Below are 21,455 nucleotides of genomic sequence, written 5' to 3'. Positions count from 1 at the left end.
GCTCTGGACCCTGATCGGACTGGCATATCGTGGCTCAATCTGTAATTCGTTCGGCAGGGGAGTACGCGCTTGATCATTAGTGACAAACACCAATTCGCATTCATCCACATCCCCAAGAGCGCCGGTTCGACGGTGCGTCACGCACTGATGAGCTTGGACGAGCGACGCGAACAATACTACGACCGCTCGCGTGCCGAGCACCCGGTTCTGGGCGCGCTCGACCATGCGCACATCCCGCTCGCCGTCTTGGCCGAGCACTTTTCCGCAGATCTTGCGCTGCTGCGCGAATATCGCGCCTATGCCCTGCTGCGCGACCCGCTGACGAGGTTCGAATCCTCGCTGCACGAATATGTGCGCACGCGGACCGGCGGGCTACTGGCTGACCTTTCGCCCGTCGAACAGCGCTCCAACATCGCCACGGTACTCGATCTGCTCGGCCAGCACGGCAACGCACCCGTCACGAACCCCGCGCTGATCCATTTCGCCCGCCAGTCCGATTACATCGAGCTCGACGGAGAAAGGATCGTCGATGGCCTCTACCTGCTCGAACACGTCGGCCAGATGCTGGACGACATCGAAGAACGCGTCGGCGAGCCGCTGCCACGCAAGGATCGCAACCGCCGGGTCGAATATTCCAGCCCTATCCTCGCAAGCGCCAGCGGAGCCGTGCAACGCGGCCTGCGGCGATTGTTGCCCGCCTCGGTGACCGGGCCGATGTTCGGACTGGCGAAGCGCGGACTGCTGGCGACTGGCGCCGCCTCGACGCTGAAGAGTTCCGCGCCCGAGGCCTTGCCCGACGCCGAGATCGAAGCTTTCGTCCGCGAATTCTACGCCCGTGACTTTGTCTTGCGAAACGAGGTCAAGCAGGCGGGTCCCCCGACTAACTGATCGCCAGCAGTGCCAGCCGGAACAAGGGACTACCGGCCCCGACGCGATGCCGCAGCATGAAGGCCTTGCGTGCAAGGAAGCCTTGGTCGGCAAGCGCGCCATAGCCTTCCACCAGCGCCCGCTCCTCATCCGGCAACTGGTCGCCAAACCGTTCGGCAAAGGCGCGGGCCTGCCGCTGGCTGTTGTCGCGTGCGGCCAAGGCCTTGGCGAAATAGAAGCGTGGCCGGGAAACCGCCTGCCCCACCAGCGCCATCGAGCGCGAATCCGCTGCGCCCACGACATTGCCGCCATGCTGGCGATAGCGGATCGTCGGTTGGTGGACGGGCACCAAACTGCCAAAGGCACTCGCCACCATGGCCAGCCACCAGTCGTGCATCCGCGCCCCTGCCGGGATCGGCAGCCCCGTCTCGCGCAGCGCCGCATTGCCCAGCGAAGCGCAGCCTGTAACGCAATTGCGGGCCATCAGGCGACAAAGCTCGGTATCGCCAGCCGCAGGATCGATGCGGCTGATTTCCCAGAACGACGGAGCGACCTGGGTCAGCGTGTCATCCACCACCAGCAAGTCGCTGAAAGCCAGCACGGATGCGTCTTCTCCGATCCGGCTTTCCTCGGATCTGATCGCCCTCAACATCACTTCCAGCTTCTCGGGCAGCCACGCATCATCCTGGTCGCAAAAGGCGAAATAGGGGGCATCGGACTTTTCCAGCAAGGCCGCGAAGTTGAGCGAGGCCCCCAGTCCCTTGCGCCCGTCCTCGACGATTTCGACCGGCTGTGAAACCGTTTCAGACCACGCCCGGACCACGTCCAGCGTATCGTCGCTCGATCCGTCATCGCGCACCAGCAAGCGCCAGTCGCCATGCGTCTGCGTGGCGAGCGAAGCCAGCTGCTCCGGCAGGTACTTCGCGCCGTTGTAGGTCGCCAGCAGCAGGTCGATCCGGCTCATTGCGCTACCGCCTTTTCCAGCACGCCGCGCCATTGCCGGGTCAGGGCCGTTAGCGAGAAATCCTCGCACAGGTGCCTGTGCAGCACCGCGGGCAGTTCTGCACGTTCCTGCGCGAAGCGGTCAATCGCATCGAGCAAGGCCTGCGGATCGCCCGCGGGGACAAGGTAGAGGCCCGCCTGCTCCTGCCGCGCCAGTTCGCGCATGGCAGGAGAATCGCTGGTTATCAGCGGCTTGCCACAAAGCAGCGTCTGATAGACCTTGTTGGGAATGACGCTTGCCGCCTTCTGGCTGGTACCGAATATGCCAAGGCAGACATGTGCGCCGGACATCAGGCCTGCCAGCTTGGCATAGTCCACCCAGTCATGCCGCTGCACATGCGCGGTGTCGGCATCTTGCAGGCGGTCGTCGATCCGGGCGGCTTCCTGCCCGCTCCCAACGATCGTCCACGAATGCGGCCGCCCGCGCGGATCGAGTGCGGCATCGATAATCGTGTCGATCCCGTGCAAGGGAATGAACTGGCCGTAGAACAGGATCGAAACGCCTGTATCCGTGCTGGCAGCAGGCTGGTTGCCCGAGGGGGTGAAGGCCCCCTCCTCCGCCCCGACCAGCACCGCATCGAGCTTGCTTTCCGGCACATCGTGCAGCTGCTGCAGCAGCGCGGCATGGGCCCTGGTATCCATTACCAGCCGATCCGCCGTGCGGCAGGCGCGCCGCTCCATCCGGCGCAGCAGGCGCGCGCTGAGGCTCCCCTCCCGGCCCATGCCGCGATCACGCACCCATGTATCGTAGACCGACAGGAACACGTCCCAAACCACGGGCTTGCCGCGCATTTTCGCCAGCGGCGCCAGAAGCAGCATGTCGAACAGGCCCATGTAGCCGATCACCACCACGTCATGTCGGCCGCAGAAGAGGTAGCGCAGCGCAAGCCAAGGGTAGCCGAACAGCATCTTCAGACCGATCGAAAGCCGCGCGGCCATTCCGTGCATGACCGACTTGTCCTCGACGCCGCGCCAGACGTCGACATGCAGCTCTTGCAATCCCGGATCGATGGCCTGCAGGCTCTGCCGCAGCAGGCGCGTGCGTGGCTTGCCAAGGTCGTAAGTGCCCAGCAGGACGACATGCATCGCAGATTCTCCGCCTGTCGCCACTGGTCCGTTTACCCTTGTTTCGTGTACCCATTTAACCGCTACACGTACAAACTTAACCAGTTCTTCACCTAAATTCGCAAGAAGCCCTGCAGAGGAAATCCGCCGAATTCTTCGGAATGAGGTGATCAAGTGACTTTAGGGGGTTTGCGAGAATGAGCGCATTCGGACGCAAGAACGGCGCAGGTGGCTTGTCCAAGGGCGCACGTCCGAGCTTTGGCGTTGCCAGGCCCATGCGCGGTGGCGACGGGGCTCCTGCATCGTCCTCCGACGATGGTGCAGCAGGCGGCGACCAGTTCCCGCCGGTGCCTGCCGAAGGAACGCCGGTCAATGGATCGGGGAACAAGCAATCCGATGCCATGAGCCGCCTCGCGGACCGTTCCAACGCGATCCACGACCATTCCAGCGAGCTTGGCGGCTTCGAAGCCAGCGTCCACAAGATCAAGGAACAGGTGCTGCCGCGCCTGCTCGAACGCGTCGATCCGGAAGCAGCGGCCACGCTGACCAAGGAAGAGCTGTCGGAAGAATTCCGTCCGATCATCATGGAAGTGCTGGCCGAGCTGAAGGTCACCCTCAACCGCCGCGAACAGTTCGCGCTGGAAAAGGTGCTGATCGACGAACTGCTCGGCTTCGGTCCGCTCGAAGAGCTGCTGAACGACCCCGACGTGTCGGACATCATGGTGAACGGTCCGGACCAGACCTACATCGAAAAAGGCGGCAAGCTGATTGTCGCGCCGATCAAGTTCCGCGACGAGAGCCACCTGTTCCAGATCGCCCAGCGCATCGTGAACCAGGTCGGCCGCCGCGTCGACCAGACCACGCCGCTGGCTGACGCCCGTCTCAAGGACGGCAGCCGTGTGAACGTGATCGTTCCTCCGCTGAGCCTGAAGGGCACGGCGATCTCGATTCGTAAGTTCTCCGAAAAGCCCATCACGCTGGACAACCTGCGCGACTGGGGTTCGATGAGCGACAAGATGTGTACCGCGCTCAAGATTGCCGGTGCCTGCCGCATGAACATCGTGATCTCGGGCGGTACCGGCTCGGGCAAGACGACCATGCTCAACTCGCTGTCGAAGATGATCGACCCGGGCGAGCGTGTGCTGACCATCGAAGACGCCGCCGAACTCCGCCTGCAGCAGCCGCACTGGCTGCCACTGGAAACACGTCCGCCAAACCTTGAAGGCCAGGGTGCCATCACCATCGGCGACCTCGTGAAGAACGCCCTGCGTATGCGTCCTGACCGTATCATCCTGGGCGAAATTCGTGGCGCAGAGTGTTTCGACCTCCTCGCCGCCATGAACACCGGCCACGACGGTTCGATGTGTACGCTCCACGCCAACTCGCCGCGCGAGTGCCTGGGCCGTATGGAAAACATGATCCTGATGGGCGACATCAAGATCCCCAAGGAAGCCATTTCGCGCCAGATCGCCGAATCGGTCGACCTGATCGTGCAGGTGAAGCGTCTGCGCGACGGTTCGCGCCGTACGACCAACGTCACCGAGGTGATCGGCATGGAAGGCGACGTGATCGTGACGCAGGAGCTGTTCAGCTTCGAGTATCTCGACGAAGGCGACGACGGCAAGATCATCGGCGAGCATCGCTCGTCCGGCCTGCGGCCCTACACGCTGGAGAAAGCCCGCCAGTTCGGCTTCGACCAGGCCTATCTGGAAGCCTGCCTGTAATTTGCCTTTCGCTCCGACCTCCGTCGGAGCGTCCTCGGTGCTGTTCGCTCCGCTTCGCTGCGCGGCACCTGCGGTCGCGCAGTCGCGCTCTGTCGTGTGCTAATCGCGCCCGAGGCCAGCACCACCTAGCTATCTTGCGCTGAAAACGGTCACGCAAGTGACCGCAAGGCCGACTGGCCTCCCGCAGCGGGCGCGGCTCTGCTGCGCGTCTAGCGAGGACGAAGCCGCGGAGGCGGCTTCGCAAGGAAACGATCCTAACCCCTGACCCACCCCACCACGGCAAAGCTCATCAAGGCCAGGCCGATGAAGGTGCTCAGCGCGGCAATATCGCGCCAGGGTACCAAGCCAACGTCATCGACTTGCTTGCGCTTGGCGCGGCGGCGGTCGCCCCAGATGGATAGCGCGGACAGCAGCAGGAAAGCCCCGCCCCACAGGCCGAACCGTGTCGCGTCGCTGGCGAATCTGAGCCAATCAGGCAGCTGCATCACGCGCGGCGATATGGGCAGTCTTCCGCCCTGCCACAATCCCTCGCCTCAATGCTTGATCGCCGCGCGGCTTAGCCTATGGCCGAAGACGTGGAAGACGCCTCGACTGACCGCCCGTTGCTGGCCCTGTTGATCCGCCTCGGCGGCATGGCAGGCATCGCTACCATGGCCGCGCTGATCAAACTGGCTTCCGAAGCCGGTGTCCACGTTGCCGAGATCATCTTCTGGCGGCAGTTCATCTCCATCCCGTTGCTGCTTGCTTTCGTCTTGGCGACCGGCGGCATCGGTATGCTCAAGACCCAGCGCCCCAAGGCGCATTTCGTGCGCGCGGGATACGGTTTCGTCGGGATGCTGCTCAACTTCGGCGGGGTAATCCTGCTGCCGCTGGCCGAAGCCACGACCATGAGCTTCACCGCGCCAATCTGGGCCGTGATCCTGTCGACCATGTTGCTGGGCGAGAAAGTCGGCTGGTGGCGCTGGTCAGCCGTCGTGGCGGGCTTTCTCGGCATTATCATCATCGCCCAACCGGGCGGCCATGCCATTCCCCTAGGCGGTGCAGCAGCGGCATTGGGCGGCGCCTTCATGGTAGCGCTGATATCGATTCAGATCCGGGACCTCAGCCGCACCGACAAGGCCATCAGCATTGTCTTCTGGTTCGCCACCTTCAGCACCCTATGCGTGCTGCCGTTCCTGCCTTTCACCATGGCGGCACAGACTTGGCAGACCTATGCGATCCTTGCGGGGATCGGTCTGTCGGGAACCGTGGGCCAGCTGCTGATAACGCTCGCCCTGCGTTACGGCAAAGTCTCCAGCGTGGTGGTGATGGACTACTCCAGCCTGATCTGGGCGACGCTGTATGGCTGGCTGTTCTTTGCTGTCCTGCCCGGCACCAGCACCTGGCTGGGCGCGCCGCTGGTCGTCGTCGCGGGGATCATCATTGCCTGGCGCGAGCGCGTCGTTAGCAAGAAACGTTTTGTTGACCAGCGGCAGTCCATTGGAACCTGATACCGCCAACGGGGTTTTAACAACGCAAGCCCGCAATTTCCGGGCAGCATACAAAGGAACGAACAATGGCTCGCAAAATCGTGATTGCCGTCACCGCCGGCCTGCTGACGCTGAGCGTCGCTGCCTGTAACACCGTCCGCGGTGCCGGTGAGGACCTGGAATCGCTTGCTGACGACGCTGACGAAGCGATCTAGGCAAGTTACCGACGGGATGCCCTTTATATTGGGTCGCAAGGTGCCCGCTGGAGCAATCCGGCGGGCGCTTTCTACTTGTGGCGATAGACCAGTGTGAGGTTGTTCGTGGGCATGGCATGACGCGCCTTGCGCTCAAGTCCACTGCCCGCCGCCAGTTGATCCAGCCACGCCACGTCGCGCAGGCCCCAGGAGGGATCGCGCGACTTGAGACTGGCGTCGAACTCGAGGTTGGACGCGGTTGTTTCGAAATCGGCTTCCACGAAAGGTCCATAGATCACCAGCGGCCCGCCTGGCGGCAGCAACCGTCCGGCAGCGGCGAACAGGCCCTCCGTCGCGGCAGGCGGGCTAATGTGGGTCATGTTGACGCACAGGATCGCGTCAGCGCCGTCGATCGGCCATTGCCGGGCCGAGGCATCAAGTTCGAGCGGCGGCAGGAGGTTGTCACTACCCTCCTCTTCCCGCCAGGCAGCGATGGATTCCAGCGCCTCCACCTGTGGATCGGTCGCCTGCCATTGCAATTGCGGAAACCTGCGCGAGAAGAACAGCGCGTGCTCGCCGCTGCCGGCAGCTACTTCCACCAGCAGGCCAGAGGCCGGCAATTCCTGCTGCAACACCGCCAGGATCGGCTCGCGGTTGCGTTCGGTCGAGGGGTAGTAGAGCTTGGTCATGCGCCCTTCCTCGCTCCCTTGCGCGCGCGCTTCTCGCGAATTGCCATCCACACCAGCAGGCCCGCCGGGCCAGCCATGAAGGTGAGCAAGAGCACCGGTGCCTGCACGAGGCGCGAAAACTGCTTCTGGTCGGCATCGCGCGCGATCCAGAGCCCGACGAACATGTCGAAAGCGAGGTAGTGGATCCACCCAACCGTCACGCCGCCATCCGACATGAAGATGCCGCGCACGCCTTCGATGGAAGTGAAACCGGACGCCGCGCCCTCGCCTGTCGCGCCGGGGTCAACCACGCCGCCCAGCAGCAGCCCGAGCAGCAATGCGTAGGCGAGGCAGAGGAGGCCCACACCGGCGTAGAAGACCGCACTCAGCGCCAGCGGCTTGCGGGGCAGTAGCACCAGGATCGCCCAGAAGATCATCGCCCAGATGTTGGCGATCCCGAACAGGCTATTCCACATGGTCATTCTCCGCAGATTGGCGCGCCCAGATACCCGCCAGTATCGATCCGATCACCACGTGATAGACCGACGAGATGGCGCTCGGCACCGGCGCAAGCGCCGCCTGCATAGGGTTGGCAAACTGGTTTGCAAAGCTCGGCGCGCTGGCAAGGCTGGCCCCAAGGCCGGAGTTCTGCATGCCCACTTCGATGGAAATGGTGCGCTGCTCGGGCGATGCAAAGCCCATCAGGCGTGGGATCACGAAACCGAGGCCGAAACCGATAGCGTGGAGCGCGAAAACCGCCAGCAGCAGCACTCCGAAATGCGCTTCGATCAGGTCCTTCGAAGCCCCCACGATCGCCCCGACGATCAGCACCACCACGATGACCGAGACGAGCGGTGAGAACGTGGCGATCCTGCGGGTCGTCTTGGGCAACAAGCGGCCCATGGCAACGCCTGCCACCACCGGCACCAGCACGATGGCGACCATCTGCTGGAACAGCGCCCAACGGTCGATTTCGATGAACACGCCGCCCAGCCAGCCGGTTAGTAGCGGAGTGAGCACGATCGCGACCAGCGTGGAAGCCATGGTCATTGTGACCGAGAGCGCGAGGTTGGCCCGTGCAAGGTAGGCCACGACATTGCTTGCCGTGCCGCCGGGGCAGCAGGAAACGAGGATCAGGCCCACCGCGAGGCCGGTCTCCAGCCCGCTCAGCATGGCTATCGTGACGCCTGCCGCCGGCATGACGGTGAATTGCAGGGCAACGCCCGCCGCCACGCCGCGCGGCATGGTCAGCACGCGGGCGAAGTCCTCCACCCGCAAGGTCAGGCCCATGCCCAGCATGATGACACCCAGCAGTACGCTGATGAGCGACTGGCCGAACAGGCTGCCGCTGGTCACCCAGGCGAAATGGGCGGGGAACAGCCAGGCCCAGCCCACGCCGAGCACGGTCCAGACAGCAAACAGCGCCGTTGCCTTGTCTACCAGCCCTCGCATGTCCCCTCCCCCTCGCTGCGCCTAGCCGGATCCGGCCAAGTCTGCCTGGGCGCGGTCGAACTCGCGCGCCAGCCGCATGAGCGATTCGTGTTCGTGGACGAACTGGCCGCCGGCCTTGGAGATCGCAGCCTGCAAAGCCGCGGCGGCCACATCGGTCGCACGGATCGAGCGGAACTTCTCCTTCGATCCGTGCAGGAACAGGTCGCCGACAGGAGCAAAGACCTGGCCGAGGAATTCTGCCGGGCGCAGATCATTCTGCCGCTTGCCGCGCAGCAGGCTGGGCCGCAGGATGTCGAGCCGGTGCAGCTTCAACGCCTTGAGGTCCCGCTCGGTCTCGCCCTTCACGCGCATGTAGTTGTTCTTCGAATAGGGATCGGCCCCCACCGATGACACCTGTACGAAGTTCTTCACGCCTGCCACCTTGGCGGCCTTGCCCACTTCGAGCACGAGGTCATGGTCGACCGCGCGGAAGGCATCGTCGTTGCCCGCCTTCTTGTGGGTGGTACCGAGCGCGCTGATCACGGCATCGGGCACCAGTTGGGTGATGATGCCGGGCCATTCGCCGCTCTCGGCCAGCACGAGCTCCATGCGGGTGCCCTTGGCAAAGGGAATTTCCCGCCGGGCGAGGCCCTGCAGCTTGATTCCCTGCAATTGCGGAGAACGGGCGATAATCGTCCTACCGATCAGGCCGGTGGCACCGACCAGCAAGACGCGCAGCGGCTCAGACATTGGCGAAATCACACATTGGAGAGTCCGTCAGGGCGGTTGCCAAAGATTTCGGCATACTGGTTCATGGCGTACTGGTCCGTCATCCCGGCGATGAAATCGGCGATGTGCCGGGCCCGTTCGGGTTCCTCCGGCGGCAGGCGTTCGGCCCAGCCGGCGTTCATCAACGATGGCACCTGGTCGTATGCGGCATAGAGCTTGGAGATCACGCCGCGCGCCCGCTCCGCCGTGCGCAACTGCGCCTCGTGGTGGTAGAGGTTGGCGTACATGAAGCGTTTCAGCGTCCGTTCCATTGCGGTCATATCAGGCGAGAAGCCGGCCAGCGCAACACCCGCACCGCGCACCTCGTCCGCGCTGCCGATGCCTTTCAGGTTGGCCCGCGTGGTCTCCAGCAGGTCGTTCACCATTACGCCGATCTGCGTGCGCACCAGCTCGCGCAGTTGCGCCTCGCGCCGTGCGTGCGGATATTCGCGCTCGATCTGGCGCCACAGGTCAGCAATGAAATCCAGCTCCAGCAGCTGGTCGAGTTGGAGGAAGCCCGCGCGCAGACCATCGTCGATGTCGTGGTTGTCGTAGGCAATATCGTCCGCCAGCGCGGACACCTGCGCCTCCAGCGAAGGCCAGCGGTCAAGTTCCAGCGGGAAGGCCGCGTTCAGTTCGCTCAGCGCCCACCCGGGCTGCGCCACCGGACCGTTGTGCTTGGCAATGCCTTCCAGCGTCTCCCAGCTCAGGTTGAGGCCGTGATTGTCGCAATAGGGGCTGTCGATCCGCATGACCGTGCGGAGCGCATGCTCGTTGTGGTCGAACCCGCCGCGCGGGGCGAGCGAGGCGTTGAGCGCTTCCTCCCCCGGATGACCGAAGGGCGGATGGCCGAGATCGTGCGCCAGGCAGAGCGCCTCGGTCAGGTCCTCGTCCAGCCCCAGCTGGCGCGCGATCACCCGGCCGATCTGCGCCACCTCGAGGCTGTGCGTCAGGCGAACCCGGTAATGATCCCCGTCCGGCGCGACAAAGACCTGCGTCTTGCCCGCCAGCCGCCGGAAGGCGATCGAGTGGATGATGCGGTCGCGGTCACGCTGGAAAGCGCTGCGCGGACCGCGCGCACCAAAGCCCGGTTGTTCGAACTCGCGCCCGCGGGTTTTCGCGGGATCGGCTGCATAGGGCGCACGGGACATGCGCGGTCGCTAAATTGCGGCCAGCCGCATGACAACGGGAACAGCCCGCGAACGCCGCGAAAAAGCGGCAAGTCGCCGACGATTATCCGCCGATTATCCATTCTGCGGCCGCTCGCGCGTGAATCGCGGTGCAATCGTAGATGGGCAGGACGTTGGCATCGACGTCCACCACCTGCTCAAGCTCGGTATTGGCGAGGATCACTGCCTGCGCCCCCACCTTCTGGAAATTGGTGAACATGGTGCGCAGGCTGCGCTCGGCGTTGCGGCTCGCCTTCCCTTGCATCAGCTCGTTGTAGATGATCCGGTCCAGTTCCTCGACGTTGGCCATGTCGGGCGGCAACAGGTCCACCCCGTGCGCCACCAGCCGCCGACGGTAGAAACTCTCCGTCATGACATTGCGCGTGCCGATCAGTGCCGCACGGTTGACGCCGTCATCGGCCATCTTGGCGCCGACGCATTCAGCGATGTGCAGGATCGGCACCTCCACCTGGGCGGCAACGTCGCGGTAGACCTTGTGCATCGAATTGGCGCCGATAATGAGCATTTCCGCGCCGGCCGCTTCCAGCCGCTGCGCGCTCGCGCCCAGGACTGCGCTGGCGTTCTGCCACTCTTCTGTCGTCTGCGCGCGGTAAACCTGCGAGAAATCGAGGCTCTCGATCAGCATGGGGGCCGATGCCGCCTTGTCTACGTTCCGCTGCACATAGCGGTTGATGCGTTCGTAATAGCTGCGGGTGGAAACCCAGCTCATTCCGCCAATCAGCCCAAGTTTACGCAAGTCGCGATGTCCCCATTTTGCGTGACACAATATTAGTAGCGCGTGCCTTGCCCGCCTAACGGGCGATGGCGACGACTGGTTCCACGATGCGGACGAATTGTCAGGGGGATGATGTCACGCTGGCGCGACGTCACCGTTACCCGGCTATCAGTCGATCGCCTTGACGATTTCCTCAACCATCTTCTTGGCATCGGACAGCAGCATCATGGTCTGGTCCATGTAGAAGACGTCGTTGTCGACACCGGCATAGCCGACACCGCCCATGCTGCGCTTGATGAAGAACACCTGCTTGGCCTTGTCCACGTCGAACACCGGCATGCCGTAGATTGGGCTCGACTTGTCGGTCTTCGCCGCCGGGTTCACCACGTCATTGGCGCCGATGATGAAGGCGACGTCGGCCTGGGCGAACTCGCTGTTGATATCCTCAAGCTCGAACACCTTGTCGTATTCGACGGAGGCTTCCGCCAGCAGCACGTTCATGTGGCCCGGCATGCGCCCGGCGACAGGGTGGATGGCATATTTCACCTCCACGCCCTTTTCCTCCAGCAAGTCCGCCATCTCGCGCAGGGCATGCTGCGCCTGGGCCACGGCCATGCCGTAGCCGGGGATGATGATGACCTTCTCGGCCTGTTCCAGCATGAAGGCCGCATCCGCCGCGCTGCCCTGCTTGAAGGGTCGCTGCTCGCGCGCTTCGCCGCCGCCCGCGCTGTCGTCGGCACCGAATCCGCCGGCGATCACGCTGATGAAGCTGCGGTTCATCGCCCGGCACATGATGTAGCTGAGGATCGCGCCCGACGAGCCGACCAGCGCGCCGGTGATGATCATGGCCGTGTTGCCCAGCGTGAAGCCCATGGCCGCTGCCGCCCAGCCCGAATAGGAGTTCAGCATGGAGACCACGACGGGCATGTCCGCGCCGCCGATGGGGATGATCAGCAGGAAGCCGATAATGAAGGCCGCGAGCGTGATCCAGACGACCAGCAGCCCCTCACCCGCACCGCCCGCGCCCGACATGGCATAGGCGGCAACCAGGCCGATGATGGTCAGCAGGGTGCCGAGGTTGATGACGTGGCGCATCGGCAGGAGGATCGGCGAACCGCTCATCTTGCCCGACAACTTGAGGAAGGCGATGACCGAGCCGGAGAAGGTGATCGCACCGATGGCGATACCCAGGCCCAGTTCGACGCGGCTGGCGACGAGGATCTGCCCGTCAGCGTCGGTTATCCCGAATGCAGTGGGGTTGAGCCATGCGGCAAGGCCCACCAGCACGGCGGCAAGGCCCACCAGCGAGTGAAAGGCGGCGACCAGTTCGGGCATGGCCGTCATGGCCACGCGGCGTGCGACGGTGATGCCGATGATCCCGCCGAGCAAGATGGCGACTCCGATTTCGACGATATTGGCGATGTCATGCGTCACCAGCGTGGTGACCACGGCAATCGCCATGCCGATCATGCCGTTGCGGTTGCCCGCGCGACTGGTGGCAGGACTGGAAAGCCCGCGCAGCGCGAGGATGAAGAACACACCCGCGACGAGGTAAGCCAGCGCCACCCAGGGGTTCACCGGACCGTGTGCGGCTCCGGCAGCGAAGAACGACAGGTCCATCTACTTGTCCTTCTTCTTGTACATGGCGAGCATCCGCTCGGTGACGGCAAAGCCACCGAAGATGTTGACGCTGGCGAGCACCACCGCGCCCAGCCCGAGCCACTTGGCCACGTCGCTGCCCGCTTCCGCCGCAGCGATCAGGCCGCCGACGATGATCACCGATGAAATCGCGTTGGTGACGGCCATCAGCGGTGTGTGCAGCGCCGGGGTGACGGACCACACGACATAGTAACCGACGAAGCAAGCCAGCACGAAGATCGAGAGGATTGATATGAAGTCCATGCGGCCTACCCCTTGAGCCTCGCGTTCACCACTTCGCCACCTTTGGTCAGGCGGATGGCGTCGCCGATTTCCTCGTCGAGGACCGGCTTGTTGGCTTCCTTGTCCCAGAAAGCACTGAGGAAATTGAACAGGTTACGGCTGAACAGCGCGCTCGCATCCGCCGCGAGGTGCGCGGGCGTGTTGGAGAAGCCCATGATGTGGACACCGTGCTTTTCCACCACCTGGTCCGCCACAGAGCCTTCGACATTGCCGCCCTGCGCCACGGCCAGATCGAAGATCACGCTGCCCTGCTTCATCGTCGCGATCTGCGCGTCGCTCACCAGTCGCGGAGCCGCTCGTCCGGGGATCAGCGCGGTAGTGATGACGATATCCTGCTTGGCGATATGGGCGGAGACCATTTCCGCCTGCGCCGCCTTCTGCTCGTCGGTGAGTTCGGCGGCGTAACCGCCCTCGCCCGAGGCTTCGAGGCCCTCGGCAAACACCGGCTTGCCGCCGAGGCTCTTGATCTGTTCGGCGGTTTCGGGCCGCACGTCGGTGGCCGAAACCTGCGCACCTAGGCGCTTGGCCGTGGCGATGGCCTGCAGCCCCGCTACGCCCACACCCATGACGAAGACCTTGGCCGCCGAAATCGTGCCCGCCGCGGTCATCATCATCGGGAAGGCGCGGCCGTACTGGTCCGCCGCCGCGATCACGGCCTTGTAGCCGGCGAGGTTGGACTGGCTGGAAAGCACGTCCATCGACTGCGCGCGGGTAATGCGCGGCATGAATTCGAGCGACAGCGCTTCCAGCCCTGCCTTGGCATAGGCATCGACGCGCTCACGTTGACCGAAGGGATCGAATGTAGCCGCCACCCAGGCACCGGGCTTGGCACCGGCCAGCGCGGCGACATCGGGTGCCTGCACCCCCATCACCAGGTCGGCATTTTTCACCACCGCCGCAGCAGGGCCGACCTCGGCACCGGCGTCGACATAGTCGGCGTCGGAAATGGCGGAGGCCGCACCAGCACCTGCCTCGACCGCAAGGCTCGCTCCCAGCGAGGCCAGCTTCTTGACCGTTTCAGGCGTTACCGCCACGCGGGTTTCCCCGGCGGCAGTTTCCTTCAGGACAGCAATCTTCATCCCCCCGCGCGCCGCGTCAGGCGATCAGGGCGACGACGATGGCAGCGATAATCGCGATTACCGGAATCGCCCATTTCAACATCCCGATGAAGCTGGAGTAGGTGCCTTCGTGGGCTTTCAGGTCCTGCGGATCGGTCATGGTCTTGGCTTGCCTTCTTTCTGGCGTCTAGGTGTTGCCTGCTGTCCTATCCTCGGTTGGCACCGGCCTCAAGTCCCACAAGAGCACGAACCACCGATTGCCAGCCTTAATGGCCTCTTTACCTCGCCCTGATACGACCTTGGTTCGACATCCGGCAGAAACCGGCACCAGAGGTATTTTGCGCATGGTAGAGCCCGAACAGCGGTTGCTTATGCTGATCGACAAGGAAGCGGGGCAAGGTCGCCTCGTGGGCGCGCTTGCAGGCCGCGAAGGCTGGCGCACGCTTTCTGTCGATGACAGCGAGACGGCGATTGCCACCTTGGGCACGCGTCAGGGCATGCAGCTTTCGGCCATCATCCTCGATCAGGCCGTTCCGGGTGACCGCGCCTGCGAACTTATCGCCGAACTCAAGGCGCGTCGCCCTGCCCTGCCGATCCTGATGCTGACCACCAGCACCAGCCCGCAGCTGGCTGTGGAAGCCATGCGTGCCGGCGCTACCGACTACCTGGTGAAACCTGTCGCACCTGAACGGCTGATGCAGGCGCTACGCAATGCCACCACCCGTGAAGCCCCGCGGGACGAGCTGATCCCGCTCAGCGAGAAGATGCCCGCAAACCTCGATTTCGATGCCATGGTCGGCACGGCCCCGCCGTTCCGCGATGCGCTGGCCAAGGCGGCCAAGGCCGCCCGCGGCCACGGGCACGTCCTGATCGAGGGCGAAAGCGGTACCGGCAAGGAAATGCTGGTGCGCGCCATGCATGCGGCCAGCCCGCGTGCCAAGACGGCCTTCCGCAGCATCAATGTCACTGGTGTTCCTGCCAGCAGCCTTGAATCGGTGCTGTTCGGTCATGAGAAGGGTGCCTTTGCCGGCGCCTTCGACCAGCAGGTGGGCGCTTTCCAGCATTGCGATGGCGGCACCCTGGTGCTCGACGAGATCGATCGCCTGCCGATAGATGTGCAGGACCGGCTGATCCACCTGCTTGGAACCGGCAGCGTGAAGCCGCTCGGCGCGCAGTACGGTTTCAAGGTCGACGTGCGCGTGATCAGCGCCAGCAACCTGCCGCTGGCAGACCTCGTCGCCAGCGGACACTTCCGCCAGGAACTGCTCGATCTGATTTCGCGCACCAGCATCGAACTGCCCCCGCTGCGCAAGCGCGACCGCGATATCGGTGCGCTCACCCGCTATTTCCTCCACCAGATCGGCCAGCAGCCGGGCCTGCGCCCGCTCGGCGTGACCTCCGACGCCATGCGCCTGCTCGGCTCGTTCGACTGGCCGGGCAATGTCCGCCAGCTGCAGGCCGTGCTGTTCCGCGCTGCGGTGTTCTGTGAAGGCGACGCGCTGACCGAGGACGACTTCCCGCAGTTGCGCGAGATCGTCGGCGAGATCGAGCCGGTCGCTCGCGGCCCCATGCGCGATAGCGCGGGCGTCATGCTCTACTCGTCCGACGGCAACCTGCGCCCGCTGGAAGAGATCGAGGCCGACGTGATCCGCCTCGCCATCGGCCACTACCGCGGCCGCATGACCGAAGTGGCGCGCCGTTTGGGGATCGGGCGCTCGACGCTCTACCGCAAGCTCAGCGATCTCGGCATCGACAACGCGGCCTAGTCGGCCAGCCCCGCAAAGTCCGTCAGCGCCGCGTCGCGCAGGCCGCGCCAGACGTTGCGGGCCTGCACCGTCTCGGCAACATCGTGGACGCGCAGGATATGCATCCCGGCGTCCATGCCCAGCTGTGCGATGGCGAGCGAACCGCCGAGTCTCTGGTGTGCCGGGGCCTCGTTCGACAAGGCTCCGATCATCCGCTTGCGGCTGGCGCCCAGCAGCAATGGCTGGCCCAGCGCGTGGAACAGCGGCAGGGAATTGAGCAGCGCGAGGTTGTCCGCCAGTGACTTGCCGAAGCCGATGCCCGGATCGAGCACGATCTTGTCAGCCGCGAGACCCGCTGCAAGGCACCGGTCGCGCGCGTCCTTGAGGAAATCGAATACGTCGAACACCACGCTGGTGTAGTCGGGATCGGCGTGGAGGTCCTCGCCCGTGCCCGGCGCGTGCATCAGCACCACAGGCGCGCCGCTGGAGGCTGCAAATTGCAGGCTGCGCGGGTCGTAGCGCAGGGCAGACACGTCGTTGATCACATGGGCGCCGGCAGCCAGCGCGGCCTCCATCACGGCGGGGCGGCGTGTGTCCACGCTGACCGCCGCGCCCATGCCGACGCAATATTCGATGGCGGGCTCGACGCGCTTGATCTCTTCGCCTTCCCAGACGTCTTTCGCGCCGGGCCGCGTGCTTTCGCCGCCAATGTCGATGATCGCCGCGCCCGCCTCGTGCATCTTGGCGGCCTGTTCGCGCATGGCCTCGGCATCGTCCATGAACTTGCCGCCATCGCTGAAGCTGTCGGGCGTGACATTGAGGATGCCCATGACCTGCGGCTGGTCCAGCCGCACAGTGCGCGCGCCCAGTTCCATGGGGGCATGGACCTTGCGCAGGTCCTCCCACTGTTGCCGACCTTCGCCGCGCACCTCCTCGGGCATGAAAGCCAGCACGTCGTCGATGGTGTCGACCGTCGCCAGCATGCGTTCGGCAACAGCGCCATTCCGGCGCAGGATCACGGCGAATTCGCGGGCGTAGACCATGGAGCCGCCCAGCCGCACGGCCTTGCCGTCCACCGCCTGCGGGCCGGAAACGGTGGTGAGCGGCTGGATGTAGATGCGATCAGTCATGCTGGCGGACTAGCCCAGATCGTCAGCCCTGCGAAAGCGCGAATGGCGACTAATCCTCGGCAGCGAGCAGGTAGAGCGCGCGCGCCGCGTCGATCGGCTTCACGTCGCCGTCCGCTTCATAGTGCCAGAAGGTCCAGCCGTTGCAGCTGGGCGCGTCCTGCAAGGTCTTGCCGACAAGGTGGATCGATCCGACCAGCTTGTCGCATTCGATCGAACCGTCTGCGCGAACCACGGCCTTCCAGCGCCGTTTCTTGTCGAACACCTCGGTGCCGGGCTTGAGCAGGCCGGCCTCCACCACGGCGCCAAAGGCGACGCGCGGCTGGCTCTTGCGGCTCTGCATGGTCGCCAGCGAGCTTTCGTCGAGCGGAAGTTCCTTTGCGATGCGCGCGGTCGCGACCTTGCGGTAACTCGCCTCTCGCTCGCACCCGATCCAGTCGCGGCCAAGGCGCTTGGCCACCGCGCCGGTGGTGCCGGTGCCGAAGAAGGGGTCGAGCACGACGTCGCCCTTCTCGGTGGTCGCCAGCAACACGCGGTAAAGCAGCGCCTCGGGCTTCTGCGTCGGGTGCGCCTTGTGGCCGGTGTCGTCCTTCAACCGCTCGCCGCCGCTGCAGATCGGGAAGGTCCAGTCGCTGCGCATCTGGATCTCGTCGTTGAGCGTCTTCATCGCGGTGTAGTTGAACTGGTACCTGGCCTTCTCTCCCTGGCTCGCCCACAGCAGCGTTTCGTGCGCATTGGTGAAGCGGGTACCCCGGAAGTTGGGCATGGGGTTGGTCTTGCGCCAGACCACGTCGTTGAGGATCCAGAACCCGAGGTCCTGCAGGATCGCGCCGACGCGGTAGATGTTGTGATAGCTGCCGATCACCCACAACGCGCCATCCGGCTTCAGCACACGCTTGGCCTCGGTCAGCCATTCACGGGTAAACTTGTCGTAGAGCGCGAAGCTGTCGAACTGGTCCCAGTCGTCGGTCACGGCATCGACATGGCTGCCGTCGGGCCGGTTGAGGTCCCCGCCCAGTTGCAGGTTGTAGGGCGGATCGGCAAAGACGAGGTCAATGCAGGCATCTGGCAGTTCGCGCATGCGCTCCACGCAGTCGCCGCACAGGATCTGTCCCAGTGGCAGGTCCGCCTTGTCGACCGCAGGCGCCTTGCGCTTGCGCGCCTTCGGCGCACGAATTTTCGTCAGTTCACCCACGGTTTTCCCCTGAAGTTATCCACAGGGGGTCTGAGTCCTCGGAGTCCGCGGGTCAAGCGGCAATTCGGCCACGCTCGGATTTTGTTCAGGGAGAACGAAAAGAGTCCGACACAAGATATTGAGTCCTCGCGGTTTCCGCAGACTCGATATGCAGGGGTGTGGCGCTAAGGACTCACTCATGGCAGAAGGTACCGAACGGGGCGCAAAACGGCTCAAAGGGGGAAAGACGATGGCACTTGAAGTTATTGGGGCTGGTCCCGGCCGCACGGCGACCTTCTCGATGAAGTTCGCACTGGAACATCTCGGCTTCGGGCCGTGCTATCACATGGCGGAGGTGTTCCGCGGGGCCCGCCGCAATATCGCGCTGTGGCAGGACGTGGCCGACGGCAAGCCCGATTGGGACGCAATTTTCGACGGCTATCGCTCGACCACGGACTTTCCCGCCAGCTCCTATTGGCGCGAACTGTCGGAGTTCTATCCTGAGGCCAAGGTGCTGCTGACCGTGCGCGATGCGGATACGTGGTTCGATTCAGTGAGCGAAACGATCATGTCGCCGCGCATGCTGGCCTCGCTCGAAGGCTCGCCGCTGATGAAGATGTTCGAAGGCACCTACCTGCGCGATTTCGGCGGCGGCAAGATAAACGACCGCGACTTCATGACCAAGTGGTACGAGGCGCATAACCAGGCCGTGATCGACACCATCGCACCCGAGCGACTGCTGGTCTTCCATCCCAAGGAAGGTTGGGAGCCACTGTGCGAATTCCTCGGCGTGCCGGTACCCGAAGAGCGCTTCCCCAAGGTCAACAGCCGCGACGAGCTTGGCGGCAAGTCGGATGAACAGGGCGGCCTGCCTGCCGACCCGGTGATCCTTGAAGGATTTGCCGGCGGTTACATCGAAGAGCTGCGCGCAAAAGCCTTCGGCTAAAGCTCCATTTCCATCTGCGCGACCGGCGCGAAGCTGCGGCGGTGCAGCGGTGTCGGGCCGTGCTCGCGCAGGGCGGCCATGTGCTCCTTCGAGCCATAGCCCTTGTTGCGCTCCCAGCCGTAGTGCGGGTGGCGCTGCGCCGCCTCGATCATCAGGCGGTCACGGTATTCCTTGGCGAGGATGGAGGCCGCACCGATGGCCGGCTCGATCCCGTCACCGCCGACAATCGGGGTGGCGTCCCAGCGCCAGCGATCGCAGCGACCGGCGGGCGTCAGGTTGCCGTCGATCAGCGTTTGCAGGTCATTGCGACCCAGCGCCTCGCACAGGCGCTCCATGGCCAGGCTCATCGCCAACATGGTCGCCTGGAAGATGTTGATCCGGTCGATCTCCTCGACGTCCACTACCCCGATGCCAAAGGCACAATCACGCCGGATCAGCACTTCTGCCGCGCCGCGGGCCTTGGCCGTCAGCTTCTTCGAATCGGCCATGCCCTTTGGTACCGGCTTGCACAGCAGCACGGCAGCCGCCACTACAGGGCCAGCAAGCGGGCCGCGCCCGGCCTCGTCCACCCCGGCGACCAGCGGCGCAGGCCCCAAAGTGGATGCAAATTCGGCAGAAGGTGAAGCAGACAACATGCGCAAGACAATCCTGAGTACCGCCCTTTTCGCAAGCGCGCTGGGCTTCGCAAGTTGCAGCCATGCGCAATCTGGGGATGGCGACACGGTAGAGCTGGGCGAAGAAGCCCCCTTCACCGCCACTAGCTATGGCACTTTCGCCGCGCCGTGGGCGATTGCTTTCGAGCCCGGCACGGGCCGTATTTTCCTCACCGAGAAGGCCGGGACGATCAAGTTTGTCGCTCCCGCCACGGGCACCGTCGGCGCCGTCGACGGTGCGCCGGAAGTGCTCAACCGTGGCCAGGGGGGCCTCGGCGACATCGCCTTTGCGCCGGATTATGCAGAAAGTGGCACGGTCTACATCACCTGGGCCCAGCCCGAAGGCGAAGGCGCCCTTGCCGCCATGGGGCGCGGCACGCTGGTCTGTCACAGCGACACGCACTGCGAGCTGGAAGACTTCAGCGAGATTTGGCGCCAGAGCCATGTCGGCGAGCGGTTCGGCCACTATTCGCACAAGATCGCCTTCTCGCCCGACGGCGAATACCTGTTCCTTGCCAGCGGGGACCGCCAGGAAGGTGATCCCGCGCAGGACCTGATGGACAATCGCGGCGCGGTGCTGCGGCTCAACCTCGACGGTACGGCTGCAGAGGGCAATCCCTTTGCCGAAATGGGCAGCCCGGCGGACCAGATCTGGTCCTACGGCCAGCGTAACCTGCTCGGCTTCGAATTCGCACCCGACGGCAACCTGTGGGACCTGGAACATGGCCCGGCGGGCGGCGACGAGCTGAACCTCGTCGTGCGCGGTGCCAACTATGGCTGGCCGGTGCGTTCCAACGGCGACAATTACGACGGCAGCGACATCCCCGACCACACCGAGGATGACGGCTTCACCAAGCCGGCCATCTTCTGGAACCCGGTGATCGCGCCGTCCGACATGATCTTCTACACCGGGGACATGTTCGCCGACTGGCAGGGCCAGTTGCTGGTGACCACGCTGCGCACGACGGCTATCGCCCGGATCAGCGTCGATGCCGAAGCCAACAGCGCCGGCGAACTCGCACGCTACACCATGCCCACCCGCCTGCGCTCGATCGCCGAGGCACCCGACGGCGCCATCTGGGTGGCCGAGGATGGCGGTGAGGGCCGGTTGTTGCGCCTGACTCCGGCAAATTAGAACCACGGTTTCGCCGGAAACAGTTGCACCCTGTGCGGCGCGGGCCTAACGGCGCGCGCCCATGGACGCTGCAACCATCATTCCGCTGACCGAGGTCGATCCGGCTCTCGTCGAAGCCCTGCTCGACCGCGCTTTCGGCACCGACCGCAAGGACCGGACGGCCTATCGCGTGCGCGCGGGGACCGAGTGGCTGCCCGCCCTAAGCTTTGCCGTGGTTGACGAGGCACAGATGCTGGTCGGCACCATCCAGGTCTGGCCGGTGGCCCTTACCGATCCGCAGGGCCGCCGCCATCCATTGCTGATGGTCGGCCCCGTGGCCGTCCTGCCGGGCCACCAGAATCAGGGCTTTGGGCTGGCGCTGATGGCGGCCATGGCCGACGCGCTCGATCCGGCGGCACCGCTGCCACAGGTGCTGATCGGCGATCCGGAATATTACGGCCGCTTCGGTTTCACGGCTGCACCGACCCAGAAGTGGGAGCTTCCCGGCGAATTCGAACGGCATCGCCTGATGGTGCGCGCTGAAAATCCGGGCGTTCTGCCCGAAGAAGGCACGCTCGGCCCTTGGATTGCCCGCACCTAGCTG

Annotated in this window: 24 protein-coding genes; 8 read left to right on the top strand and 16 right to left on the bottom strand. The window is 64.5% G+C overall.

The window, feature by feature from the left end:
* Positions 1-69: 69 nt before the first annotated feature.
* A complete protein-coding gene (locus AAEO60_RS04110; RefSeq protein ID WP_341672373.1) occupies positions 70-888 on the top strand; it encodes a sulfotransferase family 2 domain-containing protein in 819 nt (272 codons plus the stop codon).
* On the opposite strand, the gene AAEO60_RS04105 is transcribed toward AAEO60_RS04110, so the two are convergent.
* Complete coding sequence (locus AAEO60_RS04105) at positions 881-1,831, bottom strand: glycosyltransferase family 2 protein (RefSeq protein ID WP_341672372.1); 951 nt, start codon at positions 1,829-1,831, stop codon at positions 881-883. The two genes, AAEO60_RS04110 and AAEO60_RS04105, sit on opposite strands and share 8 nt — an antisense overlap.
* Complete coding sequence (locus AAEO60_RS04100; protein WP_341672371.1) at positions 1,828-2,955, bottom strand: glycosyltransferase; 1,128 nt, start codon at positions 2,953-2,955, stop codon at positions 1,828-1,830. Before AAEO60_RS04100 ends, AAEO60_RS04105 begins: the two co-directional genes overlap by 4 nt.
* Positions 2,956-3,131: 176 nt before the next feature.
* On the opposite strand from AAEO60_RS04100, the gene AAEO60_RS04095 reads away from it, so the two are divergent.
* Positions 3,132-4,658, top strand: coding sequence for a TadA family conjugal transfer-associated ATPase (locus AAEO60_RS04095; RefSeq protein WP_341672370.1), 1,527 nt, complete (start codon positions 3,132-3,134; stop codon positions 4,656-4,658).
* Positions 4,659-4,912: 254 nt separating this feature from the next.
* On the opposite strand, the gene AAEO60_RS04090 is transcribed toward AAEO60_RS04095, so the two are convergent.
* Positions 4,913-5,143 carry a hypothetical protein gene (locus AAEO60_RS04090; RefSeq protein ID WP_341672369.1) on the bottom strand — a complete coding sequence of 77 codons (231 nt, stop codon included), beginning with the start codon at positions 5,141-5,143 and terminating at the stop codon, positions 4,913-4,915.
* Between the two features lie 78 nt (positions 5,144-5,221).
* On the opposite strand from AAEO60_RS04090, the gene AAEO60_RS04085 reads away from it, so the two are divergent.
* Complete coding sequence (locus AAEO60_RS04085) at positions 5,222-6,148, top strand: DMT family transporter (RefSeq protein ID WP_341672368.1); 927 nt, start codon at positions 5,222-5,224, stop codon at positions 6,146-6,148.
* Positions 6,149-6,213: 65 nt separating this feature from the next.
* Positions 6,214-6,342: a hypothetical protein gene (locus AAEO60_RS04080; protein WP_341672367.1), complete on the top strand. Its 129-nt coding sequence runs from the start codon at positions 6,214-6,216 to the stop codon at positions 6,340-6,342.
* 71 nt (positions 6,343-6,413) lie between these two features.
* Here AAEO60_RS04080 and AAEO60_RS04075 read toward each other — a convergent pair whose 3' ends face one another.
* From AAEO60_RS04075 to AAEO60_RS04030, 10 genes are all read right to left on the bottom strand, one after another.
* Positions 6,414-7,010, bottom strand: coding sequence for a DUF938 domain-containing protein (locus tag AAEO60_RS04075; RefSeq protein ID WP_341672366.1), 597 nt, complete (start codon positions 7,008-7,010; stop codon positions 6,414-6,416).
* A complete protein-coding gene (locus AAEO60_RS04070) occupies positions 7,007-7,465 on the bottom strand; it encodes an ABA4-like family protein (RefSeq protein WP_341672365.1) in 459 nt (152 codons plus the stop codon). Before AAEO60_RS04070 ends, AAEO60_RS04075 begins: the two co-directional genes overlap by 4 nt.
* Entirely contained in the window at positions 7,455-8,441 is a 987-nt protein-coding gene (locus AAEO60_RS04065) for a bile acid:sodium symporter family protein (protein ID WP_341672364.1), read from the bottom strand. Before AAEO60_RS04065 ends, AAEO60_RS04070 begins: the two co-directional genes overlap by 11 nt.
* 21 nt (positions 8,442-8,462) lie before the next feature.
* The gene (locus tag AAEO60_RS04060; protein ID WP_341672363.1) at positions 8,463-9,170 is read right to left on the bottom strand and encodes an NAD-dependent epimerase/dehydratase family protein; all 708 of its coding nucleotides are present in this window, start codon (positions 9,168-9,170) and stop codon (positions 8,463-8,465) included.
* A gap of 8 nt (positions 9,171-9,178) precedes the next feature.
* Complete coding sequence (locus AAEO60_RS04055) at positions 9,179-10,339, bottom strand: deoxyguanosinetriphosphate triphosphohydrolase (protein WP_341672362.1); 1,161 nt, start codon at positions 10,337-10,339, stop codon at positions 9,179-9,181.
* Between the two features lie 82 nt (positions 10,340-10,421).
* The gene (locus AAEO60_RS04050; RefSeq protein WP_341672361.1) at positions 10,422-11,114 is read right to left on the bottom strand and encodes an aspartate/glutamate racemase family protein; all 693 of its coding nucleotides are present in this window, start codon (positions 11,112-11,114) and stop codon (positions 10,422-10,424) included.
* A gap of 147 nt (positions 11,115-11,261) precedes the next feature.
* Complete coding sequence (locus AAEO60_RS04045) at positions 11,262-12,713, bottom strand: NAD(P)(+) transhydrogenase (Re/Si-specific) subunit beta (protein ID WP_341672360.1); 1,452 nt, start codon at positions 12,711-12,713, stop codon at positions 11,262-11,264.
* The gene (locus AAEO60_RS04040) at positions 12,714-12,995 is read right to left on the bottom strand and encodes an NAD(P) transhydrogenase subunit alpha part 2 (protein ID WP_269101485.1); all 282 of its coding nucleotides are present in this window, start codon (positions 12,993-12,995) and stop codon (positions 12,714-12,716) included. It lies immediately after the preceding gene.
* Positions 12,996-13,000: 5 nt separating this feature from the next.
* Positions 13,001-14,113 (bottom strand): NAD(P) transhydrogenase subunit alpha, encoded by a 1,113-nt coding sequence (locus AAEO60_RS04035; RefSeq protein WP_341672359.1) that lies wholly within the window; start codon positions 14,111-14,113, stop codon positions 13,001-13,003.
* Between the two features lie 16 nt (positions 14,114-14,129).
* Positions 14,130-14,252, bottom strand: coding sequence for an aa3-type cytochrome c oxidase subunit IV (locus tag AAEO60_RS04030; protein ID WP_341672358.1), 123 nt, complete (start codon positions 14,250-14,252; stop codon positions 14,130-14,132).
* Between the two features lie 184 nt (positions 14,253-14,436).
* Here AAEO60_RS04030 and AAEO60_RS04025 point away from each other — a divergent pair, with 184 nt between their 5' ends.
* Positions 14,437-15,858 carry a sigma-54-dependent transcriptional regulator gene (locus tag AAEO60_RS04025; protein ID WP_341672357.1) on the top strand — a complete coding sequence of 474 codons (1,422 nt, stop codon included), beginning with the start codon at positions 14,437-14,439 and terminating at the stop codon, positions 15,856-15,858.
* On the opposite strand, the gene folP is transcribed toward AAEO60_RS04025, so the two are convergent.
* Together folP and AAEO60_RS04015 are read right to left on the bottom strand one after the other, a co-directional pair.
* Positions 15,855-16,967 carry a dihydropteroate synthase gene (gene folP, locus AAEO60_RS04020; protein WP_341672356.1) on the bottom strand — a complete coding sequence of 371 codons (1,113 nt, stop codon included), beginning with the start codon at positions 16,965-16,967 and terminating at the stop codon, positions 15,855-15,857. The genes AAEO60_RS04025 and folP overlap by 4 nt on opposite strands.
* Before the next feature lie 49 nt (positions 16,968-17,016).
* Positions 17,017-18,159, bottom strand: a complete 1,143-nt coding sequence (locus AAEO60_RS04015; protein ID WP_423970079.1) for a site-specific DNA-methyltransferase — start codon at positions 18,157-18,159, stop codon at positions 17,017-17,019.
* Positions 18,160-18,388: 229 nt separating this feature from the next.
* Here AAEO60_RS04015 and AAEO60_RS04010 point away from each other — a divergent pair, with 229 nt between their 5' ends.
* A complete protein-coding gene (locus AAEO60_RS04010) occupies positions 18,389-19,084 on the top strand; it encodes a sulfotransferase family protein (protein ID WP_341672355.1) in 696 nt (231 codons plus the stop codon).
* Here the strand turns inward: AAEO60_RS04010 and AAEO60_RS04005 are convergent.
* On the bottom strand, positions 19,081-19,719 hold the full coding sequence (locus AAEO60_RS04005; protein WP_341672354.1) for a ribonuclease HII: 639 nt from the start codon (positions 19,717-19,719) through the stop codon (positions 19,081-19,083). The genes AAEO60_RS04010 and AAEO60_RS04005 overlap by 4 nt on opposite strands.
* On the opposite strand from AAEO60_RS04005, the gene AAEO60_RS04000 reads away from it, so the two are divergent.
* Positions 19,718-20,872 (top strand): PQQ-dependent sugar dehydrogenase, encoded by a 1,155-nt coding sequence (locus AAEO60_RS04000; protein WP_341672353.1) that lies wholly within the window; start codon positions 19,718-19,720, stop codon positions 20,870-20,872. The genes AAEO60_RS04005 and AAEO60_RS04000 overlap by 2 nt on opposite strands.
* A 61-nt stretch (positions 20,873-20,933) precedes the next feature.
* Positions 20,934-21,452 (top strand): GNAT family N-acetyltransferase, encoded by a 519-nt coding sequence (locus AAEO60_RS03995; protein ID WP_341672352.1) that lies wholly within the window; start codon positions 20,934-20,936, stop codon positions 21,450-21,452.
* The last annotated feature ends 3 nt before the right edge of the window (positions 21,453-21,455 follow it).

This window comes from Aurantiacibacter gilvus (assembly GCF_038289935.1).
In the GTDB taxonomy this organism is placed as follows: Bacteria; Pseudomonadota; Alphaproteobacteria; order Sphingomonadales; family Sphingomonadaceae; genus Alteraurantiacibacter; species Alteraurantiacibacter gilvus.
Note: the sequence above shows the minus strand (reverse complement) of the source record. Positions and strands in the feature narration are given on the sequence as shown.